Source organism: Streptomyces sp. NPDC013187, assembly GCF_042899705.1.
Taxonomy (GTDB): Bacteria; Actinomycetota; Actinomycetes; order Streptomycetales; family Streptomycetaceae; genus Streptomyces; species Streptomyces hawaiiensis_A.
This window is the reverse complement of sequence record NZ_JBIBAF010000021.1, coordinates 43,732-61,977: the sequence shown is the minus strand read 5'-3', so window position 1 is coordinate 61,977 and position 18,246 is coordinate 43,732. Positions and strand designations below refer to the sequence as shown.

The 18,246-nt window shown below is 71.5% G+C and carries 20 protein-coding genes; 8 read left to right on the top strand and 12 right to left on the bottom strand.

The features are described 5' to 3' along the window. Positions 1–32 precede the first annotated feature (32 nt). Entirely contained in the window at positions 33–443 is a 411-nt protein-coding gene (locus ACFY5B_RS34795; protein WP_389977650.1) for a hypothetical protein, read from the bottom strand. 449 nt (positions 444–892) lie between these two features. On the opposite strand from ACFY5B_RS34795, the gene ACFY5B_RS34790 reads away from it, so the two are divergent. Then, complete coding sequence (locus ACFY5B_RS34790; RefSeq protein ID WP_389977647.1) at positions 893–1,180, top strand: DUF1905 domain-containing protein; 288 nt, start codon at positions 893–895, stop codon at positions 1,178–1,180. Positions 1,181–1,258: 78 nt separating this feature from the next. On the opposite strand, the gene mgrA is transcribed toward ACFY5B_RS34790, so the two are convergent. Beyond that, positions 1,259–2,251: an L-glyceraldehyde 3-phosphate reductase gene (mgrA, locus tag ACFY5B_RS34785; protein ID WP_389977644.1), complete on the bottom strand. Its 993-nt coding sequence runs from the start codon at positions 2,249–2,251 to the stop codon at positions 1,259–1,261. 117 nt (positions 2,252–2,368) lie between these two features. Between mgrA and ACFY5B_RS34780 the strand changes: the two genes are divergently transcribed. The 3 genes from ACFY5B_RS34780 to ACFY5B_RS34770 all read left to right on the top strand — a co-directional run bounded on the left by ACFY5B_RS34780 (position 2,369) and on the right by ACFY5B_RS34770 (position 5,437). After that, positions 2,369–3,286, top strand: a complete 918-nt coding sequence (locus tag ACFY5B_RS34780; protein WP_389977641.1) for a LysR substrate-binding domain-containing protein — start codon at positions 2,369–2,371, stop codon at positions 3,284–3,286. Between the two features lie 67 nt (positions 3,287–3,353). Beyond that, positions 3,354–4,853, top strand: a complete 1,500-nt coding sequence (locus tag ACFY5B_RS34775; protein WP_389977638.1) for a carotenoid oxygenase family protein — start codon at positions 3,354–3,356, stop codon at positions 4,851–4,853. Positions 4,854–4,921: 68 nt separating this feature from the next. Continuing rightward, positions 4,922–5,437, top strand: coding sequence for a DUF664 domain-containing protein (locus ACFY5B_RS34770; RefSeq protein ID WP_389977635.1), 516 nt, complete (start codon positions 4,922–4,924; stop codon positions 5,435–5,437). Here ACFY5B_RS34770 and ACFY5B_RS34765 read toward each other — a convergent pair. Then, the gene (locus tag ACFY5B_RS34765) at positions 5,419–6,498 is read right to left on the bottom strand and encodes an adenosine deaminase (protein WP_389977632.1); all 1,080 of its coding nucleotides are present in this window, start codon (positions 6,496–6,498) and stop codon (positions 5,419–5,421) included. The genes ACFY5B_RS34770 and ACFY5B_RS34765 overlap by 19 nt on opposite strands. 43 nt (positions 6,499–6,541) lie before the next feature. Further along, positions 6,542–6,934 carry a VOC family protein gene (locus ACFY5B_RS34760; protein ID WP_389977629.1) on the bottom strand — a complete coding sequence of 131 codons (393 nt, stop codon included), beginning with the start codon at positions 6,932–6,934 and terminating at the stop codon, positions 6,542–6,544. A 138-nt stretch (positions 6,935–7,072) separates the two neighbouring features. On the opposite strand from ACFY5B_RS34760, the gene ACFY5B_RS34755 reads away from it, so the two are divergent. Together ACFY5B_RS34755 and ACFY5B_RS34750 are read left to right on the top strand one after the other, a co-directional pair. Then, the gene (locus tag ACFY5B_RS34755) at positions 7,073–7,477 is read left to right on the top strand and encodes a tautomerase family protein (RefSeq protein WP_389977625.1); all 405 of its coding nucleotides are present in this window, start codon (positions 7,073–7,075) and stop codon (positions 7,475–7,477) included. Positions 7,478–7,568: 91 nt separating this feature from the next. Then, positions 7,569–8,435, top strand: coding sequence for a GNAT family N-acetyltransferase (locus ACFY5B_RS34750; RefSeq protein WP_389977622.1), 867 nt, complete (start codon positions 7,569–7,571; stop codon positions 8,433–8,435). Positions 8,436–8,456: 21 nt separating this feature from the next. Here ACFY5B_RS34750 and ACFY5B_RS34745 read toward each other — a convergent pair whose 3' ends face one another. From ACFY5B_RS34745 to ACFY5B_RS34730, 4 genes are all read right to left on the bottom strand, one after another. Beyond that, positions 8,457–9,365 carry an oxidoreductase gene (locus tag ACFY5B_RS34745; protein ID WP_389977619.1) on the bottom strand — a complete coding sequence of 303 codons (909 nt, stop codon included), beginning with the start codon at positions 9,363–9,365 and terminating at the stop codon, positions 8,457–8,459. A gap of 42 nt (positions 9,366–9,407) precedes the next feature. Further along, complete coding sequence (locus ACFY5B_RS34740) at positions 9,408–10,775, bottom strand: PI-PLC domain-containing protein (protein WP_389977616.1); 1,368 nt, start codon at positions 10,773–10,775, stop codon at positions 9,408–9,410. An 82-nt stretch (positions 10,776–10,857) separates the two neighbouring features. Further along, complete coding sequence (locus ACFY5B_RS34735; RefSeq protein ID WP_389977613.1) at positions 10,858–11,748, bottom strand: glycoside hydrolase family 19 protein; 891 nt, start codon at positions 11,746–11,748, stop codon at positions 10,858–10,860. 304 nt (positions 11,749–12,052) lie between these two features. After that, the gene (locus tag ACFY5B_RS34730) at positions 12,053–12,490 is read right to left on the bottom strand and encodes a MarR family winged helix-turn-helix transcriptional regulator (protein ID WP_389977610.1); all 438 of its coding nucleotides are present in this window, start codon (positions 12,488–12,490) and stop codon (positions 12,053–12,055) included. Positions 12,491–12,569: 79 nt separating this feature from the next. Between ACFY5B_RS34730 and ACFY5B_RS34725 the strand changes: the two genes are divergently transcribed. Further along, entirely contained in the window at positions 12,570–13,679 is a 1,110-nt protein-coding gene (locus ACFY5B_RS34725; protein ID WP_389977607.1) for a substrate-binding domain-containing protein, read from the top strand. 69 nt (positions 13,680–13,748) lie between these two features. After that, positions 13,749–14,798 carry an acyl-CoA dehydrogenase family protein gene (locus ACFY5B_RS34720; RefSeq protein WP_389977605.1) on the top strand — a complete coding sequence of 350 codons (1,050 nt, stop codon included), beginning with the start codon at positions 13,749–13,751 and terminating at the stop codon, positions 14,796–14,798. On the opposite strand, the gene ACFY5B_RS34715 is transcribed toward ACFY5B_RS34720, so the two are convergent. The 4 genes from ACFY5B_RS34715 to ACFY5B_RS34700 form a co-directional block, all read right to left on the bottom strand. Further along, positions 14,795–15,997, bottom strand: a complete 1,203-nt coding sequence (locus ACFY5B_RS34715) for a serine hydrolase domain-containing protein (protein ID WP_389977602.1) — start codon at positions 15,995–15,997, stop codon at positions 14,795–14,797. The two genes, ACFY5B_RS34720 and ACFY5B_RS34715, sit on opposite strands and share 4 nt — an antisense overlap. A 206-nt stretch (positions 15,998–16,203) precedes the next feature. Next, the gene (locus tag ACFY5B_RS34710) at positions 16,204–17,355 is read right to left on the bottom strand and encodes an LLM class flavin-dependent oxidoreductase (RefSeq protein WP_389977600.1); all 1,152 of its coding nucleotides are present in this window, start codon (positions 17,353–17,355) and stop codon (positions 16,204–16,206) included. 47 nt (positions 17,356–17,402) lie between these two features. Further along, positions 17,403–17,957, bottom strand: coding sequence for an NADPH-dependent FMN reductase (ssuE, locus tag ACFY5B_RS34705; protein ID WP_389977597.1), 555 nt, complete (start codon positions 17,955–17,957; stop codon positions 17,403–17,405). Between the two features lie 191 nt (positions 17,958–18,148). Then, positions 18,149–18,226 carry a putative leader peptide gene (locus ACFY5B_RS34700; RefSeq protein WP_351405193.1) on the bottom strand — a complete coding sequence of 26 codons (78 nt, stop codon included), beginning with the start codon at positions 18,224–18,226 and terminating at the stop codon, positions 18,149–18,151. Positions 18,227–18,246: the final 20 nt, after the last annotated feature.

The window sequence follows — 18,246 nt, the reverse complement described above, 5'->3', positions numbered from 1 at the left end:
CTGGTACGTGCCTGGGCGAAGAGGGGCGCAGGTCAGCCGACGGTGATGCCGACGAAGGGAGCGGTGCGCTGCATCCGCAGGGCGTCCACGGACTCGGCGAGCAGTTCGTACTCGGTGGTGTCGTCGCTGGTGGCGATGCGCACCAGCCGGCCGGCCGCCAACTCCTCGGCGACCCGCTCCTGCTGGGCGGGATCGGCGCACCAGGCGCGCAGCAGCATGGGCACGTCGGGCACGGTGGGGGCGACCGGCACGAGCGAGCCCGGCGGTAAGTGCTCGGCCTCCGGCCGGGGGTCGAGGCGCTGGGCGATCCAGGAGGCTCGGTCGCGCAGCCACCACAGGGCGAGGGCGAGGGTGGGCGCCCGGTAGGTACCGAGGGGGACTCCGATCCGGCGGCCGTCACAGACTCCGTACGCCGTGACGTGGCACAGAAACTCGTCGTGCACGTGACCCTCCCCCGTTGCCCTGCCCGTCCGCCGGCCCGGCCTCGCCCCTTCTGCGGTTCGCGTGCTGTGCGTGAGGGCGCCGTCGCTCGATGTGAAAACGCTCTCGCAGGTCAGTATGTTCACTACTGAATCACTGTCACCACGACTTTCCGGCCACTCTCCTGGCATATTCACGCCCCGAGTTGGCCGAAATCCGGCGAGCGGTGGCGACAGCCCATGACTCCGGAGGCGATCGACCCTCACAGCGGGTGCGGGCAAGGTGGTCGTACCGGGTCGAGCGAACGTATAACCCGGCCCTGACCAGCAATGACGACTTTTCCGAAGGCTGATGGTCCATGCTTCCCGGACCGGGTGCCCGCCGGGGCGTGAGTCCGGCGCCCGCGATGAGTTCTCCGGTCTCCGGCGGTCTGTCTGGATGAGGGATCAGCAGCCGAGCACCGGAGGACGTCATGGCCGGCACGGGAGAACTGGACGCGGAATTCAGCGCGGTCCTGCGCAAAAGCCCCGCCGAGGGCGGCTGGACCTATGTGGTCTGGCCCCGGTCCGTCGAGGTCTTCGGCACCCGCGGCCTGGTCAAGGTCCGCGGGACGATCGACGGGCACCCGTTCCGCGGCTCCTTCATGGCCCTGGGGGACGGCACGCACAAGCTGCCCGTGAAGGCCGGCATCCGCAAGGCCATCGGCAAGGCGGAGGGCGACACGGTGACCGTGCACCTCGAGGAGCGGATCAGCTCGTAGGGGCTCCGTTCGGGGCAGGTCACGGACGCGGGCCCGGCCATGTGCCCGGAGGCGGGCGCCCCCGGGCACACCGGTCCCTTACTGCTTGACGATGGCGTCGATCCGGGCCAGCTCCTCCGCGTCGAAGTCCAGGTCGGCGATCGCGCCGACGCTGTCCTCGATCTGCCGCGCGCTGCTCGCGCCGACCAGCGCGGAGGTGACCCGGCCGCCGCGCAGCACCCAGGCCAGGGCCATCTGGGCCAGCGTCTGACCGCGGGACTTCGCGATGTCGTTCAGGTCGCGCAGTCGGCCCACCAGGTCCTCGGTGAGGGCGTCGGAGTTCAGGAAGGGGCTGTCGCTCGCGGCCCGGGAGCCCTCGGGGATGCCGTCCAGGTAGCGGGCGGAGAGCACGCCCTGCTCCAGCGGGGAGAAGACGATGGAGCCGACCTGGAGCTCGTCGAGGGCGTCGAGCAGGCCCTCGTCCTCGGGACGGCGGTCCAGCATCGAGTAGCGCGGCTGGTGGATGAGGAGGGGGGTGCCCAGCTCGCCCAGGATGCGGGCGGCCTCGCGCGTCTGCTCCGCGGAGTAGTTGGAGACACCGACGTACAGCGCCTTGCCCTGCTGCACCGCCGAGTGCAGGGCGCCCATCGTCTCCTCGAGCGGGGTGTCGGGGTCGGGGCGGTGCGAGTAGAAGATGTCGACGTAGTCCAGACCCATCCGCTTCAGGCTCTGGTCCAGCGAGGACAGCACGTACTTGCGGGAGCCCCACTCGCCGTACGGGCCCGGCCACATCAGGTAGCCGGCCTTGGTGGAGATCACCAGTTCGTCGCGGTACGGCGCGAAGTCCTTCTTCAGGAACTCGCCCAGCGCGGACTCGGCGGCGCCGGGCGGCGGTCCGTAGTTGTTGGCGAGGTCGAAGTGGGTGACGCCGAGGTCGAAGGCGCGGCGCAGGATGGCGCGCTGCGTCTCGACGGACCGGTCCGGGCCGAAGTTGTGCCACAGGCCGAGCGACAGCGCGGGGAGCTTCAGACCGCTGCGTCCGGTGCGCCGGTAGGGCATGTCCGCGTAGCGGTCGGGGTGTGCGGTGTACAACGCGACTCCAGAGGGGTTGGCGCGGTCGGGAGGAAACCGGTGTCCACTCTGGCGTGACCTGCGCCCATGCGTCCAACAGAAGAATCCGATGGAATTCAGCGGCTACGCTTCTCAGTCATGGAACTGCGTCACCTGCAGCACTTCGTCGCGGTCGCCGAGGACCAGCACTTCACCCGCGCGGCGGAACGCCTCCTGGTGTCCCAGTCCGGCCTGTCGGCGTCCATCCGGGCCCTGGAGCGGGAGCTGCAGACGCCGCTGTTCGTACGGACCACCCGCCGGGTGACGCTCACCCCGGCCGGGCGGGCGCTGCTCGGCGAGGCGGAGCGGATCCTCGCGCAGGTCCGCTCGGCCCACGAGGCGGTGGCCGCGGTGCAGGGCGTGCTGCGCGGGATGCTCGCGCTCGGCTCCGAGCAGTGCATCGCCGGGGTGCATGTGGCGGGGCTGCTGGCGGCCTTCCGAAGACGCCACCCGGACGTGGAGATCTGTCTGCGGCAGGCGGGGTCGGGGGCGCTCGCCGAGGAGGTCGCCGCCGGGCGCCTGGACCTGGCGTTCGCCGTGCGCACCGCCCAGGAGGCCACCGACCAGCTGCGGACCGTGCCGCTGACGAGCGAGCCGATGACCGTGCTGTGCCATCCGAGCCACCGGCTCGCGGCGGCCGGGGCCGCGGTGACGCCCGAGGATCTCGGCGGTGAGGTCTTCGTCGACTTCCATCCGGACTGGGGGCCGCGGCGCACCACCGACGCCGCGTTCGCCGCGGCGGGCGTCCGCCGGAGCGTCGCCCTGGAGGTCAACGATGTGCACAGCCTCCTCGACCTCGTCGACGAGGACCTCGGGATCGCCGTCGTGCCACGTCACTTCCGGCACAAGCGCGCCTCGCTGACCGCCCTGCCGGTGAAGGGTGCCGAAGACGCCGTGTACGAGACGGTGGCCCTGCTCCCGCCCGAGCAGGCGACCAGTCCGGCGGCCCGGGCGCTGATGGGCCTGCTGGAAACAGGGGGTGTGGCACCACCCCAGGAGGGTGTCCACCCCTCCTGACCCGGCCCGTCCCGCGCACGAGACTCGTGACCGTCCCCGAAACCGACCACGGTCAGGAGTACGGCAGATGACGGATCACACACGACGGAGCGTGCTGCGCGGCGCGGCGGCGGTCACGGCGGCCGGAGCGCTCGTCGGGGCCGGTGGCGGGACCGCTCCGGCGGCCCGGGCGGCAGCCGCCGCACCGCGCCGCTCTCCCTTCCTGCAGGGCGCGTTCGAGCCGGTCACCGAGGAGCTGACGGCCTTCGACCTCCCGGTCACCGGCCGCGTTCCCCGCGAGCTGAACGGCCGCTACCTGCGCAACGGCCCGAACGTCCTGGGCCTGGAGGATCCCCGCGCCCACCACTGGATGCTCGGCGACGGCATGGTGCACGGCGTGCGGCTGCGCGAAGGCCGGGCCGAGTGGTACCGCAACCGCTGGGTGCGCTCGTCGCAGGTGGCGAAGAAGCTCGGCGAGCCCTACCCGGGCCCGGTGCCTCCGGACGACTTCCCCTGCAACACCCATGTGATCCCCCACCGGGGGCGGATCCTCGCGCTCCAGGAGAGCGGCCCGCTGCCGTACGAACTCGACGACGAGCTGAACACCGTCGGCACGTACGACTTCCGGGGCACACTCCAGGGCCCGCTCACCGCGCACACCAAGTTCGACGTCCGTGCCGACGAGCTGCACGCGATCGCCTACCACCCGACCTGGGACCACGTCCGGCACCTGGTCGTCGGCCCGGCGGGCAAGGTGGTGCGGAGCACGCGGGTCCCGGTGGCGGACGCACCGATGATCCACGACTTCGCGCTCACCGAGCACCACGTGGTGATCCTCGACATGCCGGTCACCTTCGACCCGGTGGGCGCCGAGCGCGGCGACCTCGTGCCGTACGTCTGGAACGACCGGCATCCGGCGCGAGTCGGCGTGCTGCCCCGCGAGGGCGGCCCGGTCCGCTGGTTCGAGGTCGACCCGGTGTACTACTCGCACACGCTCAACGCCTACGAGGAGGGGCCGCACCTCGTCGTCGACATGACGGTCTTCGCCCCGCCGTTCCTGGTCGCGGGCAACGGCTCGGGCGGGCCCCACACCACCGGCACCCCTCGGCTCGACCACTGGACGATCGACCTGCGGCACGGGCGGGTGCGGACCAGGACCCTCGACGACCGCCCGCAGGAGTTCCCGCGGGTCAACGAGGCGCTGGTGTCCCGCCGGCACCGGTACGGCTACTCGGCCGCGGCCGCGGAGATGTCGCTGGCCTACCAGGCGGTCGACGGCATCCCGCCCGACGGGGCCTTCACCAACGCGCTCCTCAAACACGACCTGCTGCGCGGCACCTGCGAAGTGCACCGGCTGCCGGCGGGCGCGGCGGCGAGCGAAGCCGTGTTCGTGGCGTCCGACCCGTGCGGCGGAAGGGCCGCGGAGGACGACGGGTATGCGATCGCGTACGTGCACAACCCCGACCGAGGGGCGTCGGACCTGGTGATCCTCGCGGCCCAGGACTTCACCGGGGAGCCGGTGGCCCGGATCCATCTCCCGGGCCGCGTGCCGCTGGGCTTCCACGGGAGCTGGATTCCCGACGCGTGATCACCCGGCACGTGATGACGGGCGCGCTCCCCGGCGCGTGATCCCCGGCGATGCGCGATGGTGGAGCTATGCATGCGAAGGACATCCTCATCGACGGTTTCAGCCGCATCCGCGAAGAAGTCCACGCCACCGTCGAGGGGCTCGGGCCCGACGAGCTGAGCGCCCGCGCCGCCCCCGACACCAACTCGATCGCCTGGCTGGTCTGGCATCTCACCCGCGTCCAGGACGACCACATGGCCGACGCCTTCGGGCACGAACAGGTGTGGCTGTCCCAGGACTGGGAGAAACGCTTCGGCCTGGACCTCCCCCGCCGCGACACGGGTTACGGCCACAGCCCCGCCAAGGTCGCACGCGTCCGGGTCGACTCGGGCGAGCTGCTGACCGGCTACTACGACGCCGTGCACGAGCAGAGCCTGGACGCCCTGCGGGGGCTCGCCGCAAAGGACCTGGAACGCGTCGTCGACGAGCGCTGGGACCCGCCGGTCACCCTGGGCGTCCGTCTGGTCAGCGTCCTGTCCGACGATCTCCAGCACATCGGACAGGCCGCCTACCTGCGGGGGCTGCTTCAGAGCGCGGCGGCGTAACCGGGCAGCACCACGTCCCGGACGAGTGCGTTGCGCTCGTCGAACGGGATGAACGCGCTCTTCAGGGCGTTGACGGTGACCGTGCGCAGATCCTCGACGGTCCAGCCCGCCTGCTCGACCAGCAGGGACATCTCGCGGGTCATCGTGGTGCCCGACACCAGACGGTTGTCGGTGTTCAGGGTGACGCGGAAGCCGAGGTCCTTGAGCGCGGTGATCGGGTGCTCGGCGATCGAGGTGGCGGCGCCCGTCTGGAGGTTGGACGTCGGGCACATCTCCAGCGCGATGCGCCGGTCGCGCACCCAGCCCGCGAGCCGGCCGAGCTTGCCCGCCGCGAGGTCCGGGATGTCGTCGGTGATCCGCACGCCGTGCCCGATGCGCTGGGCGCCGCACACCTGCAGGGCCTGGTGGATGCTGGGCAGACCGTGCGCCTCGCCGGCGTGGATGGTGAACGGCACGTTCTCGCGACGCAGGTGCTCGAAGGCCGCGAGGTGGTCGGCGGGCGGGAAGCCGTCCTCGGCGCCGGCGATGTCGAAGCCGACGACACCCGCGTCGCGGAACGCCACGGCCAGGTCGGCGGCCTCGCGCACCCGGTCGAACATCCGCATCCCGCACAGCAGGGTGCCGACCCGCACCGGCGTGCCCGCGGCGGCCGCCTTGGCCATACCCGCCGCGAGACCCTCCTGGACGGTCTCCACGACCTCGGCCATGGTCAGCTCACCGTTGGTGTTCAGCTCGGGGGCATAGCGCACCTCGCCGTACACGACACCGTCGGCGGCCAGGTCCAGCACGTACTCCTCGGCCGTGCGCAGCAGGCCCTCGCGGGTCTGCATCACGGCGAGGGTGTGCTCGAAGGTGGCTATGTAGCGGACCAGGTCGCCGGAGTTGGCGGCCTCGTAGTACCAGGCGGCGAGCTCGTCCGGGTCGGTGGTGGGCAGGGAATGGCCGACCGCCTCGGCCAGCTCCACGACGGTGGCGGGGCGCAGACCACCGTCGAGGTGGTCGTGCAGCACGGCCTTGGGGAGGCGGCGGATCAGGTCGGTGTCTACGCGCGTAGCAGTCATGGCGGTCTTTTCCTCGGGCAGGTGGTTCGAAGAAGCGGGATGGTCAGCCGGCGGGCTGCAGCAGGTCCCAGCGGTTGCCGTACAGGTCCTGGAAGACGGCGACGGTCCCGTACGGCTCGTGCCGCGGGTCCTCCAGGAAGGTCACGCCCGCCGCGGTCATACGGGCGTGGTCGCGGGCGAAGTCGTCGGTGTGCAGGAAGAAGCCGACCCGTCCGCCGGTCTGGTCGCCGACCCGGGCGGCCTGGGCCTCCCCCTTGGCGCGGGCCAGCAGCAGGCCGGTGCCGGTTCCCGGGGCGCCGGGCTCGACGACGACCCAGCGGGATCCGTCGGGCCGGGGCGCGTCCTCGGCGAGCCGGAAGCCGAGGGCGTCGGTGTAGAAACGGATCGCCTCGTCGTAGTCGTCGACGACGAGGGTGACCAGGGCGATACGTCGCATCGGAGCCTCTCGGAGCGGGCGGTTGACCGGAGAGGTTATACGTAAAACGGCACGGACGCCAACTCCTCGGCCGACTTCCGTGGACGGCTCTGTAACTACTAGTATGTACAGCCCTGATCAACCCTGTCCGGAGGTCCCATGCCCTTCGTCCGCATCGACGCGCTCCGCGCCGGGCCCGAGCGCCTGGCCGCACTCGGCCGTGCCGTGCACGACGCCCTGACCGAGACGATCGGCATCCCGCCCGACGACCGGTTCCAGGTCCTCGTGGACCACGACGGCACGAGCGGCACCCTTCGCTACGACGACTACCTCGGCGTACATCGCGACGAGGGCATCGCCTACATCGCGATCACCCTGCGCTCCGGTCGCACGCCCGGCCAGAAGCAGGCGCTGTACCGCCGGACCGCCGAGCTCGCCCACGCGTACGCGGGCACCGAGCCGCGGAACGTGTTCGTCGTGCTGACCGAGAACGAGTCGGCCGATTGGTCGCTGGGTGAGGGCGTGGCGCAGTATCTGGACGGCTCCGGGTCTCCGGGGGCGTAGGTCTGTCTCCGTGCCGGATGCGCCCCGGCCGGAAGGCGCACAGGATGGGAGGTGAGGGGTGGGTCGCCGTGCGGGGTGTGCTGAGAAGGGGATGGCGATCGTGGATCTCATACTGCGCCCGGGCACTGCGGACGATGCCGCAGAGTGCGGAAGGATCTGCTACGAGGCCTTCGCCGGCATCGCCGAGAAGCACGCGTTCCCACCCGACTTCCCGAGCCCCGATGTGGGTGTCGCGTTGGCCGAAGGAGCCCTGACGCACCCGGGTTTCTACAGTGTCGTCGCCGAGCTCGACGGGCGGATCGTGGGCAGCAACTTCCTCGACGAACGCTCCGCCGTCGTCGGGGTCGGGCCCATCACCGTCGACCCCGCGGTGCAGAACGCGGGCGTGGGCCGCCGCCTGATGCTGGACGTGATGGAGCGGGCCGACGAACGGGGCGCGCCGGGCATCCGGCTGTTGCAGAGCGGCTACCACAACAGGTCCTTCTCCCTGTACGTGAGCCTGGGCTTCGCCCATCGGGCCACGGTGGCCTGCGTGCAGGGCCCGCCGATCCGGCGCGCGATGCCCGGGTACGAGGTGCGGGAGGCAACGGACGCGGACCTCGGCGCCTGCAACGCCGTGTGCCGACAGGTCCACGGCGTCGACCGTGGCGGCGAGGTCGCCGACGCGCTCAAGCAGGGCACCGCCCGGGTCGTCGAACGTGCCGGACGGGTCACGGGATACGCCACCGACCTTGCCTTCTTCGCCCACGCCGTGGGCGAGACCGTCCCGGACCTCCAGGCCCTGATCGCGGCGGCCCCGCAGTTCGGCGGTCCCGGCATCCTCGTACCCGCGAGCGACAGCGCGCTCCTCAGGTGGTGCCTGTCCAACGGGCTCAAGGTCGTGCAGTTGATGAGCCTGATGACCATCGGCCTGTACAACCGGCCCGACGGGGCTTACCTGCCCTCGATCCTCTACTAGTGCGGCAGCAGGCACGGTCGCTCAACCGGCCTCGTGGCGCCGCGAGTCGAGCCGCTTCAGTTCCTCGTCGGTCAGGCGGATCGCGCCCGCCGCCACGTTCTCCGTGAGGTGGTCGGGGTTGCCGGTGCCGGGTATGGCGAGGACGTGGGGGCCCTGGTGCAGGGTCCAGGCGAGGCGGATCTGGGCGGGGCTCGCGCCGTGGGCCCGGGCCACCGCGCGGACGTCCTCGTCGTGGGCCGTGGTGGCGCCCTGCTCACCGGCCTCGCCGGCGACGGCGTAGAACGGCACGAAGGCTATGCCCTCCTCGTCGCAGACGCGGAGCAGTTCGTCGCTGTCGGGGTCGGGGCGGTCGAGGGCGTACCGGTTCTGCACGCAGACCACGGGGGCGATGGCCTGCGCCTCGGCGAGATGGCGGCGTGTGACGTTGGAGATGCCGAGGTGGCGGATCAGGCCTGCCTCGCGCAGCTCCGCGAGGGCGCCGAAGTGCTCGGCGATGGAGTCGTACCTGGGCATCCGGCGCAGGTTGACCACATCCAGGTGGTCGCGGCCGAGCTGGCGCAGGTTCTCCTCCACGTGGCCGCGCAGGTCCTCGGGGCGGGCCGAGGTGGCCCACTCGCCGTCGTAGGCCCGGTACGGTCCCACCTTGGTGACGATGACCAGGTCCTCGGGGTAGGGCGCGAGCGCGCTGTTGATCAGTTCGTTGGCGGAGCGCAGCGAGGAGAAGTAGAAGGCGGCCGTGTCGATGTGGTTGACGCCGAGGTCGATCGCCTTGCGCAGGACGGCGATCGACCGGGCGCGGTCGCTCGGTGTGCCGTGGTGGAAGGCGGCGCTGCCCGTCAGCCGCATCGCGCCGAAGCCGAGGCGGTGGACGGGCAGGTCGCCGAGTTCCCAGGTGCCCGCGGCGTCCGCGGTGATCGTCTGTGAGCTCATCGGCGGAGTCTCACACACGGCACGCGGGCCGGCGAAGCCGGTTTACGGGTACGTGTACGAGTTGAGGGTGGTGACGGCGGAGGCCGGGTTGCCGCGGTCGTAGTGGTCCACGGCGAGGAAGTTGGGCTTCTTGCGGGCGGCCGGCCGGCAGAACCGCTGGGCGCGGTCGGCGAGTTTGGTGTTGTCCGTGCCGGCCGTGCCGGGGAGCGGGACGTCACGGAAGTGGTTCATGACGAACAGCGGGCGGAAGCCGGGTTCGGTGCGGGTCAGCGGGATGTTGGTGTCGGCGCCGTACCAGCGGCTGTAGCAGGACCAGTCGGAGGTGCCGACGCCCGAGCCCATCGACCAGTAGTTCTCGACCGTCCATTCCCGCTGGTACATGACGCCGAAGCTGTCCCGGGTCAGACCCGCGGCCTGGTCGGCGGAGCGGCTGTGGTCGGTGAAGATCAGCAGCCGGTCGCCGGCGGAGATCAGGTCCGTCATGGTCGGCCAGCCGCTCTGCCGGACGCCCGTGAGGTCGGGCCGGTAGAGCACGTCCGACAGGCCGTTGACACGGGCGAGTTCGGCGCGCAGGACGGCCGGGTCGACGTAGTCCTCCAGGAAGACCGTGACGAACTGGTCGGGGTGGGCCCTGAGGAAGTCGACCATCCGCTGGAGGTCCACCCACAGGGCGACGGGCCTGCTGACGAGGGTGCAGCTGTTGTGGCAGAGGATCGCGCCGTCCGGAGTCTGGTGGATGTCCAGCATGAATCCCCGGACCCCGTCGGCGAGTTGCTGCTGGATGCCGCGGGTCTGGTTGGGCACGAGGTTGACGAAGGGCGGGGCGAAGCCGCCGTCGACGCCGTTGGCGTAGGCGTTGTGCGTGGTGAGGAACGTGACCTGGTCCAGGGTGCGACGGTCCGGGGGCGGCATGGGACCGGTGACGGGGACGACCGGGGTGAGGTACCAGGCGGCGAGGTCTCCCGCGCCTCCGAGGGTCAGGCGCGCGGGGTAGTTGGCTCCGGGGGGCTTGGGCGCCACGGTGAGGTGGCGGGCGGTTCCCGGAACTCCGAGCGTGTAGCGGTCGGCGTCGAGCGGGGTGATCTCCCACGGGGCGTCGGCGCTCGCGCAGGCTACGGTCGCGGCCTGGTCATGTGTGCGGCCGAGGCAGGTGCCGGGCGCGTCGGTGCTCTCCAGGAGATACGCGGAGCCGTTCGGCTTCAGCTGCCACTGCTGCCGGTCCTCGTTTCCCCGGGGTCTGTGCTGCTCGACCGCGCCGCCGCTGTCGGCCGCGTTGAGCCCGGTCGTGACGCTCTGGACGTAGTACGAGCCCGGAGCCGGTACGGCGGCGGCAGCGGGCTGGGGGGCCACGACCGCGGCGGCCAGCGCCGCGGTCGTGGCGAGCAGGGCGTGGGGGGTGCGTAGGCGCATGAGGGATGCCCTTCGGTCACTGGTCGGGTTTCACTGTCAGGTTCATGACATCCCGCATGACACCACGCCCTGGGGTCCGGCGTCAGCAGTACAGATTGCCGCCGGGTGACGCGCCGAGGATCTGCGTGAACCGCTGGTAGTTGTTCACACGGCTCTGGACCTGCGCCGGGTTCTTGCCGTCGCACTCCAGGGAGCCGTTGATGCTGCGGATGGTCTGGCCGAACCCGGCACCGTTCACCATGGCGTTGTGCGGGGTCATACTGCCCGGGCCGGTCTGGGTGTTCCAGTACCACAGGGCCGTCTTCCAGGCGACGGCCGAGTCGTTCTGCACCAGCCAGGGGTTGTGCAGCAGGTCGATGCCGAGCGCGTCGCCCGCCGCCTTGTAGTTGAAGTTCCAGCTCAGCTGGATCGGGCCGCGCCCGTAATAGGCGGCCTGCCCGGCCGGACAACCGTAGGGCCGGCTCCAGTCGCAGTAGTGCGGATAGTTGGCGGTGTTCTGCTCCACGACGTGCACGAGACCGCCGGTCTCGTGGCTGACGTTGGCGAGGAAGGCGGCGGCCTCCTGCTTCTTCACCGTGTCACTGCCGGTGTTGGCGAAGCCGGGGTAGGCACTCAGGGCCGCGGTGAGACCGCTGTAGCTGTAGAACGAATTCCGGTTCGGGAACATCTGGTTGAACTGCGCTTCGGTCACGACGAAGCGCGCGTTCGGCGTGCCGGGACCGCTGTCGCAGGCGTACGGCTCCCAGTACCAGGTGCTGATGACCGGGTCGTAGCCCGGGTTGGCGTGCTCGGCGATGTACGCCTTGCCGTCGGTGTAGCGGACGATGTCGCCGGCGGCGTACGACTTCCCGGCCGTCCAGTTCGGATAGCTGGAGCACGCGGCGGCCGAGGCGTTCGTGGCGGGCAGGAGCACCGGCGCGGTGCCGGCGAGGGCGAGGGTGGCCAGGACTGCGGAGATGCGGCGTCTCGACACGGGTTCAACTCCTTCGACGGAGCACGGCCGCACCCTGACGAGGGCAGGGTGAAGCAGACCCTTGACCGCACGCGCCGGTGGTCCGGTCACGGGGTGGGGGCGGCCGTGGTGGGGGGCTGGGGAGGCACACTCAACCGCTTTGGTCTGTACCAGTCAAGGGTGCAGACCAGTCAGGTACAGACCTGTCCGGCGGAGACTCGTCGGGCACGGACCGGTCGGACGCACACCTGTCCGGCACACACCTGTCCGGCACACATCTCTCGGGTTCACTCCGGGTCACGGCCCGCCGTGTCCCGCTCGGGGCTCACACGCGCGCCGAGCCCTCCAGCGTCGCCGCCAACCGGTCCAGCAGGGACCGCAGCAGGGCCTCGTCGCTGTCACCGAGCGGCGGCCGACCGGCGCGGACGGCGCGGTCGACGCGCTGCCAGTACTCCTGGCCGCGCGGGGTGAGATGGGCGAGGACACGGCGCCGGTCGAACGGATCTACCCTGCGGTGCACCAGGTTCTGGTCGACGAGCTGGTCGACCAGCTTGGTCAGCGTCGGAGGCGGCAGGAAAGCGGCCTCGGCGAGCCCCGTCATGTGGTGCCCCTCACCGTCGGACAGCTCGGCCAGGACCCGCCACGCGTCGAGCGAGCAGCCCTCCGCCTCCAGCACGCCCTGCAAACGACGCGCCGCCAGCCGTTCGGCCCGCGTGAGCAACTGCACGAGGTCGTCGGGGCGACGCGGGGTCGGGCTGGGCATCCCTGCTCCTAGGTCACGAGAGGTGTCCATCGTAGGAGACGCACTGGAGTTCGTCCGGTGGAGCCGGAATCATGACGCCATGTTCCGGCACGACCTCCCAGAGCCCGAGTGGTTCAGGGCCGACGACTCCGTGCTCGGCGTGGCCCTCGTCTTCCCCCTGCGGGGCTCGGCCGGGATCTTCGGGCCCACCTGCGAGCTGTGCGCGCGGCTGGCCGCCGAGGAGGTCAACCGGGACGGCGGCGTGCTCGGCAGGGAGCTGCGGCTGGTGCCGGTCGACGGCTCGGGGCCGCCCGACGGGATCGCGGACGAGGTCGAGGCGCTGGTGGACCTGGGTGCCGTGCAGGGCGTCACCGGCTGGCACATCTCCTCCGTACGGCAGGCGCTGGCACCGAGGATCGCGCACCGCGTCCCGTACGTGTACACCGCGCTGTACGAGGGCGGGGAGGGCACGGCGGGAGTCTTCCTGACCAGCGAGACTCCGGGCGACCAGCTTCGGCCCGCGATGGATCTGCTGGGTCGCGAGCGCCGGGTCAGGCGTTGGTTCGTGGTGGGCAACGACTACGTGTGGCCGCGGCTCACGGCCCGCTCGGCCCGCCGGTACGCCCGCAACGGCGGCGGGTGCGTCACCGGCGAGGCCTATCTCCCGCTCGGCACCCACGACTTCGAGCCGGTGCTGCGGCGCGTCGAGCGCTCGGACGCCGACGCGGTGCTGATGCTGCTCGTCGGCAGTGACGCCGTGCGCTTCAACCGGGCGTTCGCGGCATACGGCCTGGCCGCGCGCTGTCTGCGGCTGAGCACGCTGATGGACGAGAACATGCTGGTGGCGAGCGGCCCCGACGCTACGGAGGACCTCTACAGCACCGCCGGGTTCTTCGCCTCGCTGGCCAATCGCGACACCCTCGACTTCCACGGCCGGTACGCGGCTCGGTACGGCGTCCAGGCGCCCGCCCTCGGCAGCCTCGGCGAGTCCTGCTACGAGGGTGTGCTGCTGCTGGCCGCGCTGCTGAAGAGGGCCGGGACGCTGGACGTCTCGGCGATCGGCGCGACGGCGGGGGCCGGGGCGGTGTCGTACGAGGGCCCGCGCGGGCTGCTGCACCTGCGGGACGCCCATGTGCGCCAGAGGATCTACCTGGCGCGGGCCGACGGGCTGGACTTCGACGTGCTCACGGAGCTGGACACACGTCCGTGACGGGACGGTCGGTGGCCGACACGCCCCCGGATCGACGCCGCGCGCCACCGGACCGCGAGAATCCCCTCCATGACCACCACACCCCATCCCCTCGTCACCCGCGCCCGGCGACTGGCGCGTGATCTCCTCGTCCCGCAAGCGGAACGCGTCGACCAGGAGGGTGTGCCCGCCGGCCACATCGAGGAGGTGAAGCGGGCCGGGCTGCTCGGGGTGGTCGCGCCACAGGAGTACGGCGGCGCGGACGCGCCCGTGGCCGTGGCGCGGGAGACCGCGGAGATCCTGGCCGGGGCGTGCTGCTCCACCTGGTTCGTGCAGACACAGCACCACACACCGGTGAAGCTGCTCGCCACCCATGACTCGCCCGTCCGGGAGAAGCTCCTGCGTCCGCTGGCGACGGGCGAACTGATGGCCGGCATCGCCTTCGCCCATGTCCGCGCCTTCCCCCGGGTGCCGGTGCGGGCCGTTCGCCAGGAGGGCGGCTGGCGGTTCGAGGGGCGGGTGCCCTGGTACACGGGGTGGGGTCTGAACGACGTGATGCTGCTGGCCGGGGTGACGGACACGGCGGAGGTGGTGTTCGGGTTCACCGAGGCCCGCCCGCAGCCGGGGCTGACGCCGTCGGCGTCCATGCGGCTCGCGGCCCTGACCGCCGCCCGTACGGTGTCCCTGGAGCTGGACGGCCTGTGGCTGCCGGAGGAGTCCGTCGTGCTGCGCACCTCGCAGGAGGAGTTCGCCCAGGTCGATCTGCCCCGGGCCGCCAACGCCAGCCCGGCCGTGTTCGGGGTGGCGTACGCGGCTCTGGACCTGGTGGAGCAGAGCCCTGACGGCCGGGACACGGCCCGGTCGCTGCGCTCCCGGCTCGACGAGGCCCGCTCGGAGGCCTACTCCCTTGCCGACCGGCCCGCCCCGCACGACTGCGTCCCGGAACGCCTGGCCGTCAAGACCCGCGCGTACGACCTCCTGCGCGCGGCCACGACCGCGGCGATCGTGGCCGGGGGCGGCCGGTCCATGGACCTGGGCAGCCGGGCGCAACGGCTTGCGCGCGAGGGGATGTTCCTGCTGGTGCAGGGCCAGACGGCCGAGGCACGCAGGACGCACCTCGGCTCGCTGGCGTCCGGCTAGCCGAGGAGGGGCACGGCCGGTGCCCGGTCGGTCCGGGACGGGGTCCTCCCGCAGAACTCCGCTTCGACGACGTCGATGTAGAGGGAGGAGTCCGGGAGCCAGTCGCCGTTGATGTTGAACGTGAGCTGGTGTTCACCGTCCAGGGTGCCGGCCATCGCGGACAGGGAGCCGTTCGTACGGCCGCTCTTGCCCACCACCTTCACCCCGCAGGACAGTCGCGCGAACTCGACCCCGAGTCCGTACCCGGTTCCGTGCCCGGCCGGGACCTCTTCGAACATCTCCTTCATCTGCCGCTGGGGCAGCAACTGGCCCTTGAGCAGGGCCCGTTGAAACCGGTTGAGGTCGCCGCTGGTGGAGATGACGTCGCCGGCCGCGCCCAGCCAGGTCATGTTCTGTTCGGTGGCGTCGTGGATCTCGGCGTCGGGGGCGTCCTGGTGGAGCCGGGAGTAGCCGACGGGGTGGGGCTTCGGCATGCGGGGTGACGTGCCGGGGAACGACGTCCCGCGCAGCTTCAGCGGCCGGAGGATGCGGCGGGTGATCTCCTGGGCGTAACTGTGGCCCGTGGCCTTCTCGATGACCATGCCCGCGACGACGAAGTTGGTGTTCGAGTACGACGGCTCGCCCTCCGGGCCGGACTGCGGTGGACGCCGCAGAGCGATCGCCACGAGCTCCTCGGGCGTGTGGGTGTCGTACCGGTGCTCCGGGAAGCCGGGTCCCGCGCTGCCATGGAGGAAGGCGGTGTCGTCGGTGTAGTTGGCGATGCCGCTGGTGTGGTTGAGGAGCCGGCGCAGGGTGACCTTGCCGCCGTCGTAGCCGTTGCCGTGCAGCAGTCCGGGCAGCCATCGCTCGACCGTGTCGTCCAGGTTCAGTCTGCCTTCGGCCTCCAGCTGGAGCAGGACGGTGGCGACGAACGTCTTGGTGATGCTGGCCCCGCGGAAGTGCTCGCCGGCCGACCGCTTGCGGCCGGTTCCGGTGTCCGCGTAGCCCGACTCGCCGAACCAAGTCCCCCCGGCGTCATGGACCTTGGCGGCCGCTCCGGGGAGTCCGCCCTTCTCGACCAGCGCGCGTAACGCGGTCCGGGTGGCCTCATGGCCGTGCTTCCGGTCCGCCGCCTGCGCCGCCGGGGCCAGTGCCGCCGTGCCGACGGACAGCGCCACGGCCAGGGCGATCGAGACGGTGCGTGCGGCGCGCTGCTTCATGTGTGTGCCTCCTGGTCACCGACGGGCGGTCGTGCCCACTCGGTGACCAGGACGCCCGGGCCAGGCTCCAGGGTTGATCTCCGGTACGACGGTGGGGCGCCCCCTCAGCTGAGGGGGCGCCCCACCGTCGCCGTCCCGTCTCCGGTCTCCGGTCTCCGGTCTCCGGTCTCCGGTCTCCGGTCTCCCGTGACGGAACGGACCGGGTGTCAGCTCGCGACCGGCACGAAGGGGGCGGCGGCGACGGGCGTGTCGTGGCTGCCCGCGGGGTGCCGCCACAGTCCCTGCGCGGCGAGGCGCGGCAGTACTCCCTCGCCGAACCAGTAAGCCTCCTCCAGGTGCGGATAGCCGGAGAGGATGAACTCCTCGATCCCCAGGGCGTGGTACTCCTTGATCCGCTCGGCGACCTCGTCGTGGCTGCCGACCAGGGCGGTGCCCGCCCCGCCGCGCACCAGGCCGATGCCGGCCCACAGGTTGGGGTGGATCTCCAGGCGGTCGCGGCGGCCACCGTGCAGGGCGAGCATCCGCTGCTGCCCTTCGGACTCGCTGCGGGAGAGACCGGCCTGCACGGACGCCACCGTCTCCGGATCGAAGCCGTCGAGCAGCCGGTCCGCCTCGGCCCAGGCCTGCCCGGCGGTGTCCCGGGTGATGACGTGCAGCCGGATGCCGAAGCGCAGGGTGCGGCCCTGGGCTGCGGCCAGCGACCTGATCCGGGCGATCTTCTCGGCGACCTGGGCCGGGGGTTCACCCCAGGTGAGGTAGACGTCGGCGTGCCGGGCGGCGATCTCACCCGCGATGGGCGAGGAGCCGCCGAAGTACACCTCGGGCACGGGGTCGGGCACCCGGGCCAGCGCCGCCTCCTCCACCCGGACGTGCTCGCCCCGCAGGGTGACGGTGCTGCCCTGCCACAATTCCCGTACGACGTGGAGGAATTCCCCGGTGCGGCGGTACCGGCCGTCCTTGTCGAGGAAGTCACCGAAGGCGCGCTGTTCCTTGTTCTCGCCACCGGTGACGACGTTGAGCAGCAGCCGCCCGCCGGTCTGCCGCTGGAAGGTGGCCGCCATCTGCGCGGCGAGGGTGGGCGAGATCAGACCGGGCCGGAAGGCGACGAGGAACTTCAGGCGTTCGGTGTGCTGGGCGACCATCGCGGTGGTGAGCCAGGCGTCCTCGCACCAGGCACCGGTGGGCGTGAGAGCTCCCGCGAAACCCACTTCCTCGGCGGCCCGGGCGATCTGGCTCAGGTAGGCGACCGTGGGTGGCCGGTCCCGCCCGGACGCGGTGGCCGGGGTGCCGTGACCGCCGCCGACGACATGACGGCTGTCGCCGTTGGTGGGCAGGAACCAGTGGAACGTGAGGGACACGAGGAACTCCGATCGAGGGGGACGTGCGTGCGGGGCCGCGGGCGGCGTCAGCCCGCCACGGCCAGCAGCGGGGTGCGGCCCAGCGCCGCGGAGAACTGGTCGACCACCTGGTCCAGGGCCTCGGTGGCGTCCGGCGCGACGGTCAGGGAGCCGTCGTCGTGAGCGGTGAGGTGCTTGTCGAGGGTGAACCAGCCCTGCACGATGTGGGCCGCACCCATGGAGTTGAGGACCGGGCGCAGGGCGTAGTCGATGGCCAGAACATGGGCGACGCTGCCGCCGGTGGCGAGCGGCAGCACGGTCTTGCCGGTGAGGGCGTACTGCGGGAGCAGGTCCAGCAGGGCCTTCAGGACACCGGAGTAGGACGCCTTGTAGACGGGTGTGCCGATGACGATGCCATCGGCCCGGGCGAACAGTTCGGTGGCCTCGACGATGGCGGGGTGCCGGAAGTCCGCGCCCAGCAGGGCCTCGGCGGGGATGGTGCGGACGTCGAGCGGAATCACGTCATGACCCTGGGCCGCCAGCCGCTTGTCCAGGTGGCGCAGCAGTCGGCTGGTGCGGGAGGAGGCGGAGGGGCTGCCGGAGACGGACAGGACGGTGGCCATGGGCTCTCATTTCCGGGAGAAGGCGCGACTGCGCGGGGCACCGCCGAACTCGGGGACGCCGCGTCCCAAGGACGTGCGAAAGTGCCGAATCAGGCGGGGGGGGAACATCACCGTTCAGGGCATGCCGCGGACACGGCGGACGGAGGCCGGCGGCGGAAACTGCGGTGAGGAGAAGCGGCGAGCCGGGAGACTCAGGCTGCGGCGCGACAGGAAGCGCTGGAGACACGCGCGAGGTCGACGTGGCGTCGCCGCGTGAGGTCCAGTCGCATGGTCATGCCATGGATCGTGG

Excerpts from the sequence above, each read along its gene's own strand:
- ACFY5B_RS34790 (WP_389977647.1), top strand. The coding sequence starts at position 893 with ATGGCCGGCACGGGAGAACTGGACGCGGAATTCAGCGCGGTCCTGCGC.
- ACFY5B_RS34780 (WP_389977641.1), top strand. The coding sequence starts at position 2,369 with ATGGAACTGCGTCACCTGCAGCACTTCGTCGCGGTCGCCGAGGACCAG.
- ACFY5B_RS34775 (WP_389977638.1), top strand. The coding sequence starts at position 3,354 with ATGACGGATCACACACGACGGAGCGTGCTGCGCGGCGCGGCGGCGGTC.
- ACFY5B_RS34770 (WP_389977635.1), top strand. The coding sequence starts at position 4,922 with ATGCATGCGAAGGACATCCTCATCGACGGTTTCAGCCGCATCCGCGAA.
- ACFY5B_RS34765 (WP_389977632.1), bottom strand. The coding sequence starts at position 6,498 with ATGACTGCTACGCGCGTAGACACCGACCTGATCCGCCGCCTCCCCAAG.
- ACFY5B_RS34760 (WP_389977629.1), bottom strand. The coding sequence starts at position 6,934 with ATGCGACGTATCGCCCTGGTCACCCTCGTCGTCGACGACTACGACGAG.
- ACFY5B_RS34755 (WP_389977625.1), top strand. The coding sequence starts at position 7,073 with ATGCCCTTCGTCCGCATCGACGCGCTCCGCGCCGGGCCCGAGCGCCTG.
- ACFY5B_RS34750 (WP_389977622.1), top strand. The coding sequence starts at position 7,569 with ATGGCGATCGTGGATCTCATACTGCGCCCGGGCACTGCGGACGATGCC.
- ACFY5B_RS34745 (WP_389977619.1), bottom strand. The coding sequence starts at position 9,365 with ATGAGCTCACAGACGATCACCGCGGACGCCGCGGGCACCTGGGAACTC.
- ACFY5B_RS34740 (WP_389977616.1), bottom strand. The coding sequence starts at position 10,775 with ATGCGCCTACGCACCCCCCACGCCCTGCTCGCCACGACCGCGGCGCTG.
- ACFY5B_RS34730 (WP_389977610.1), bottom strand. The coding sequence starts at position 12,490 with ATGCCCAGCCCGACCCCGCGTCGCCCCGACGACCTCGTGCAGTTGCTC.
- ACFY5B_RS34725 (WP_389977607.1), top strand. The coding sequence starts at position 12,570 with ATGTTCCGGCACGACCTCCCAGAGCCCGAGTGGTTCAGGGCCGACGAC.
- ACFY5B_RS34720 (WP_389977605.1), top strand. The coding sequence starts at position 13,749 with ATGACCACCACACCCCATCCCCTCGTCACCCGCGCCCGGCGACTGGCG.
- ACFY5B_RS34715 (WP_389977602.1), bottom strand. The coding sequence starts at position 15,997 with ATGAAGCAGCGCGCCGCACGCACCGTCTCGATCGCCCTGGCCGTGGCG.
- ssuE (WP_389977597.1), bottom strand. The coding sequence starts at position 17,957 with ATGGCCACCGTCCTGTCCGTCTCCGGCAGCCCCTCCGCCTCCTCCCGC.
- ACFY5B_RS34700 (WP_351405193.1), bottom strand. The coding sequence starts at position 18,226 with ATGCGACTGGACCTCACGCGGCGACGCCACGTCGACCTCGCGCGTGTC.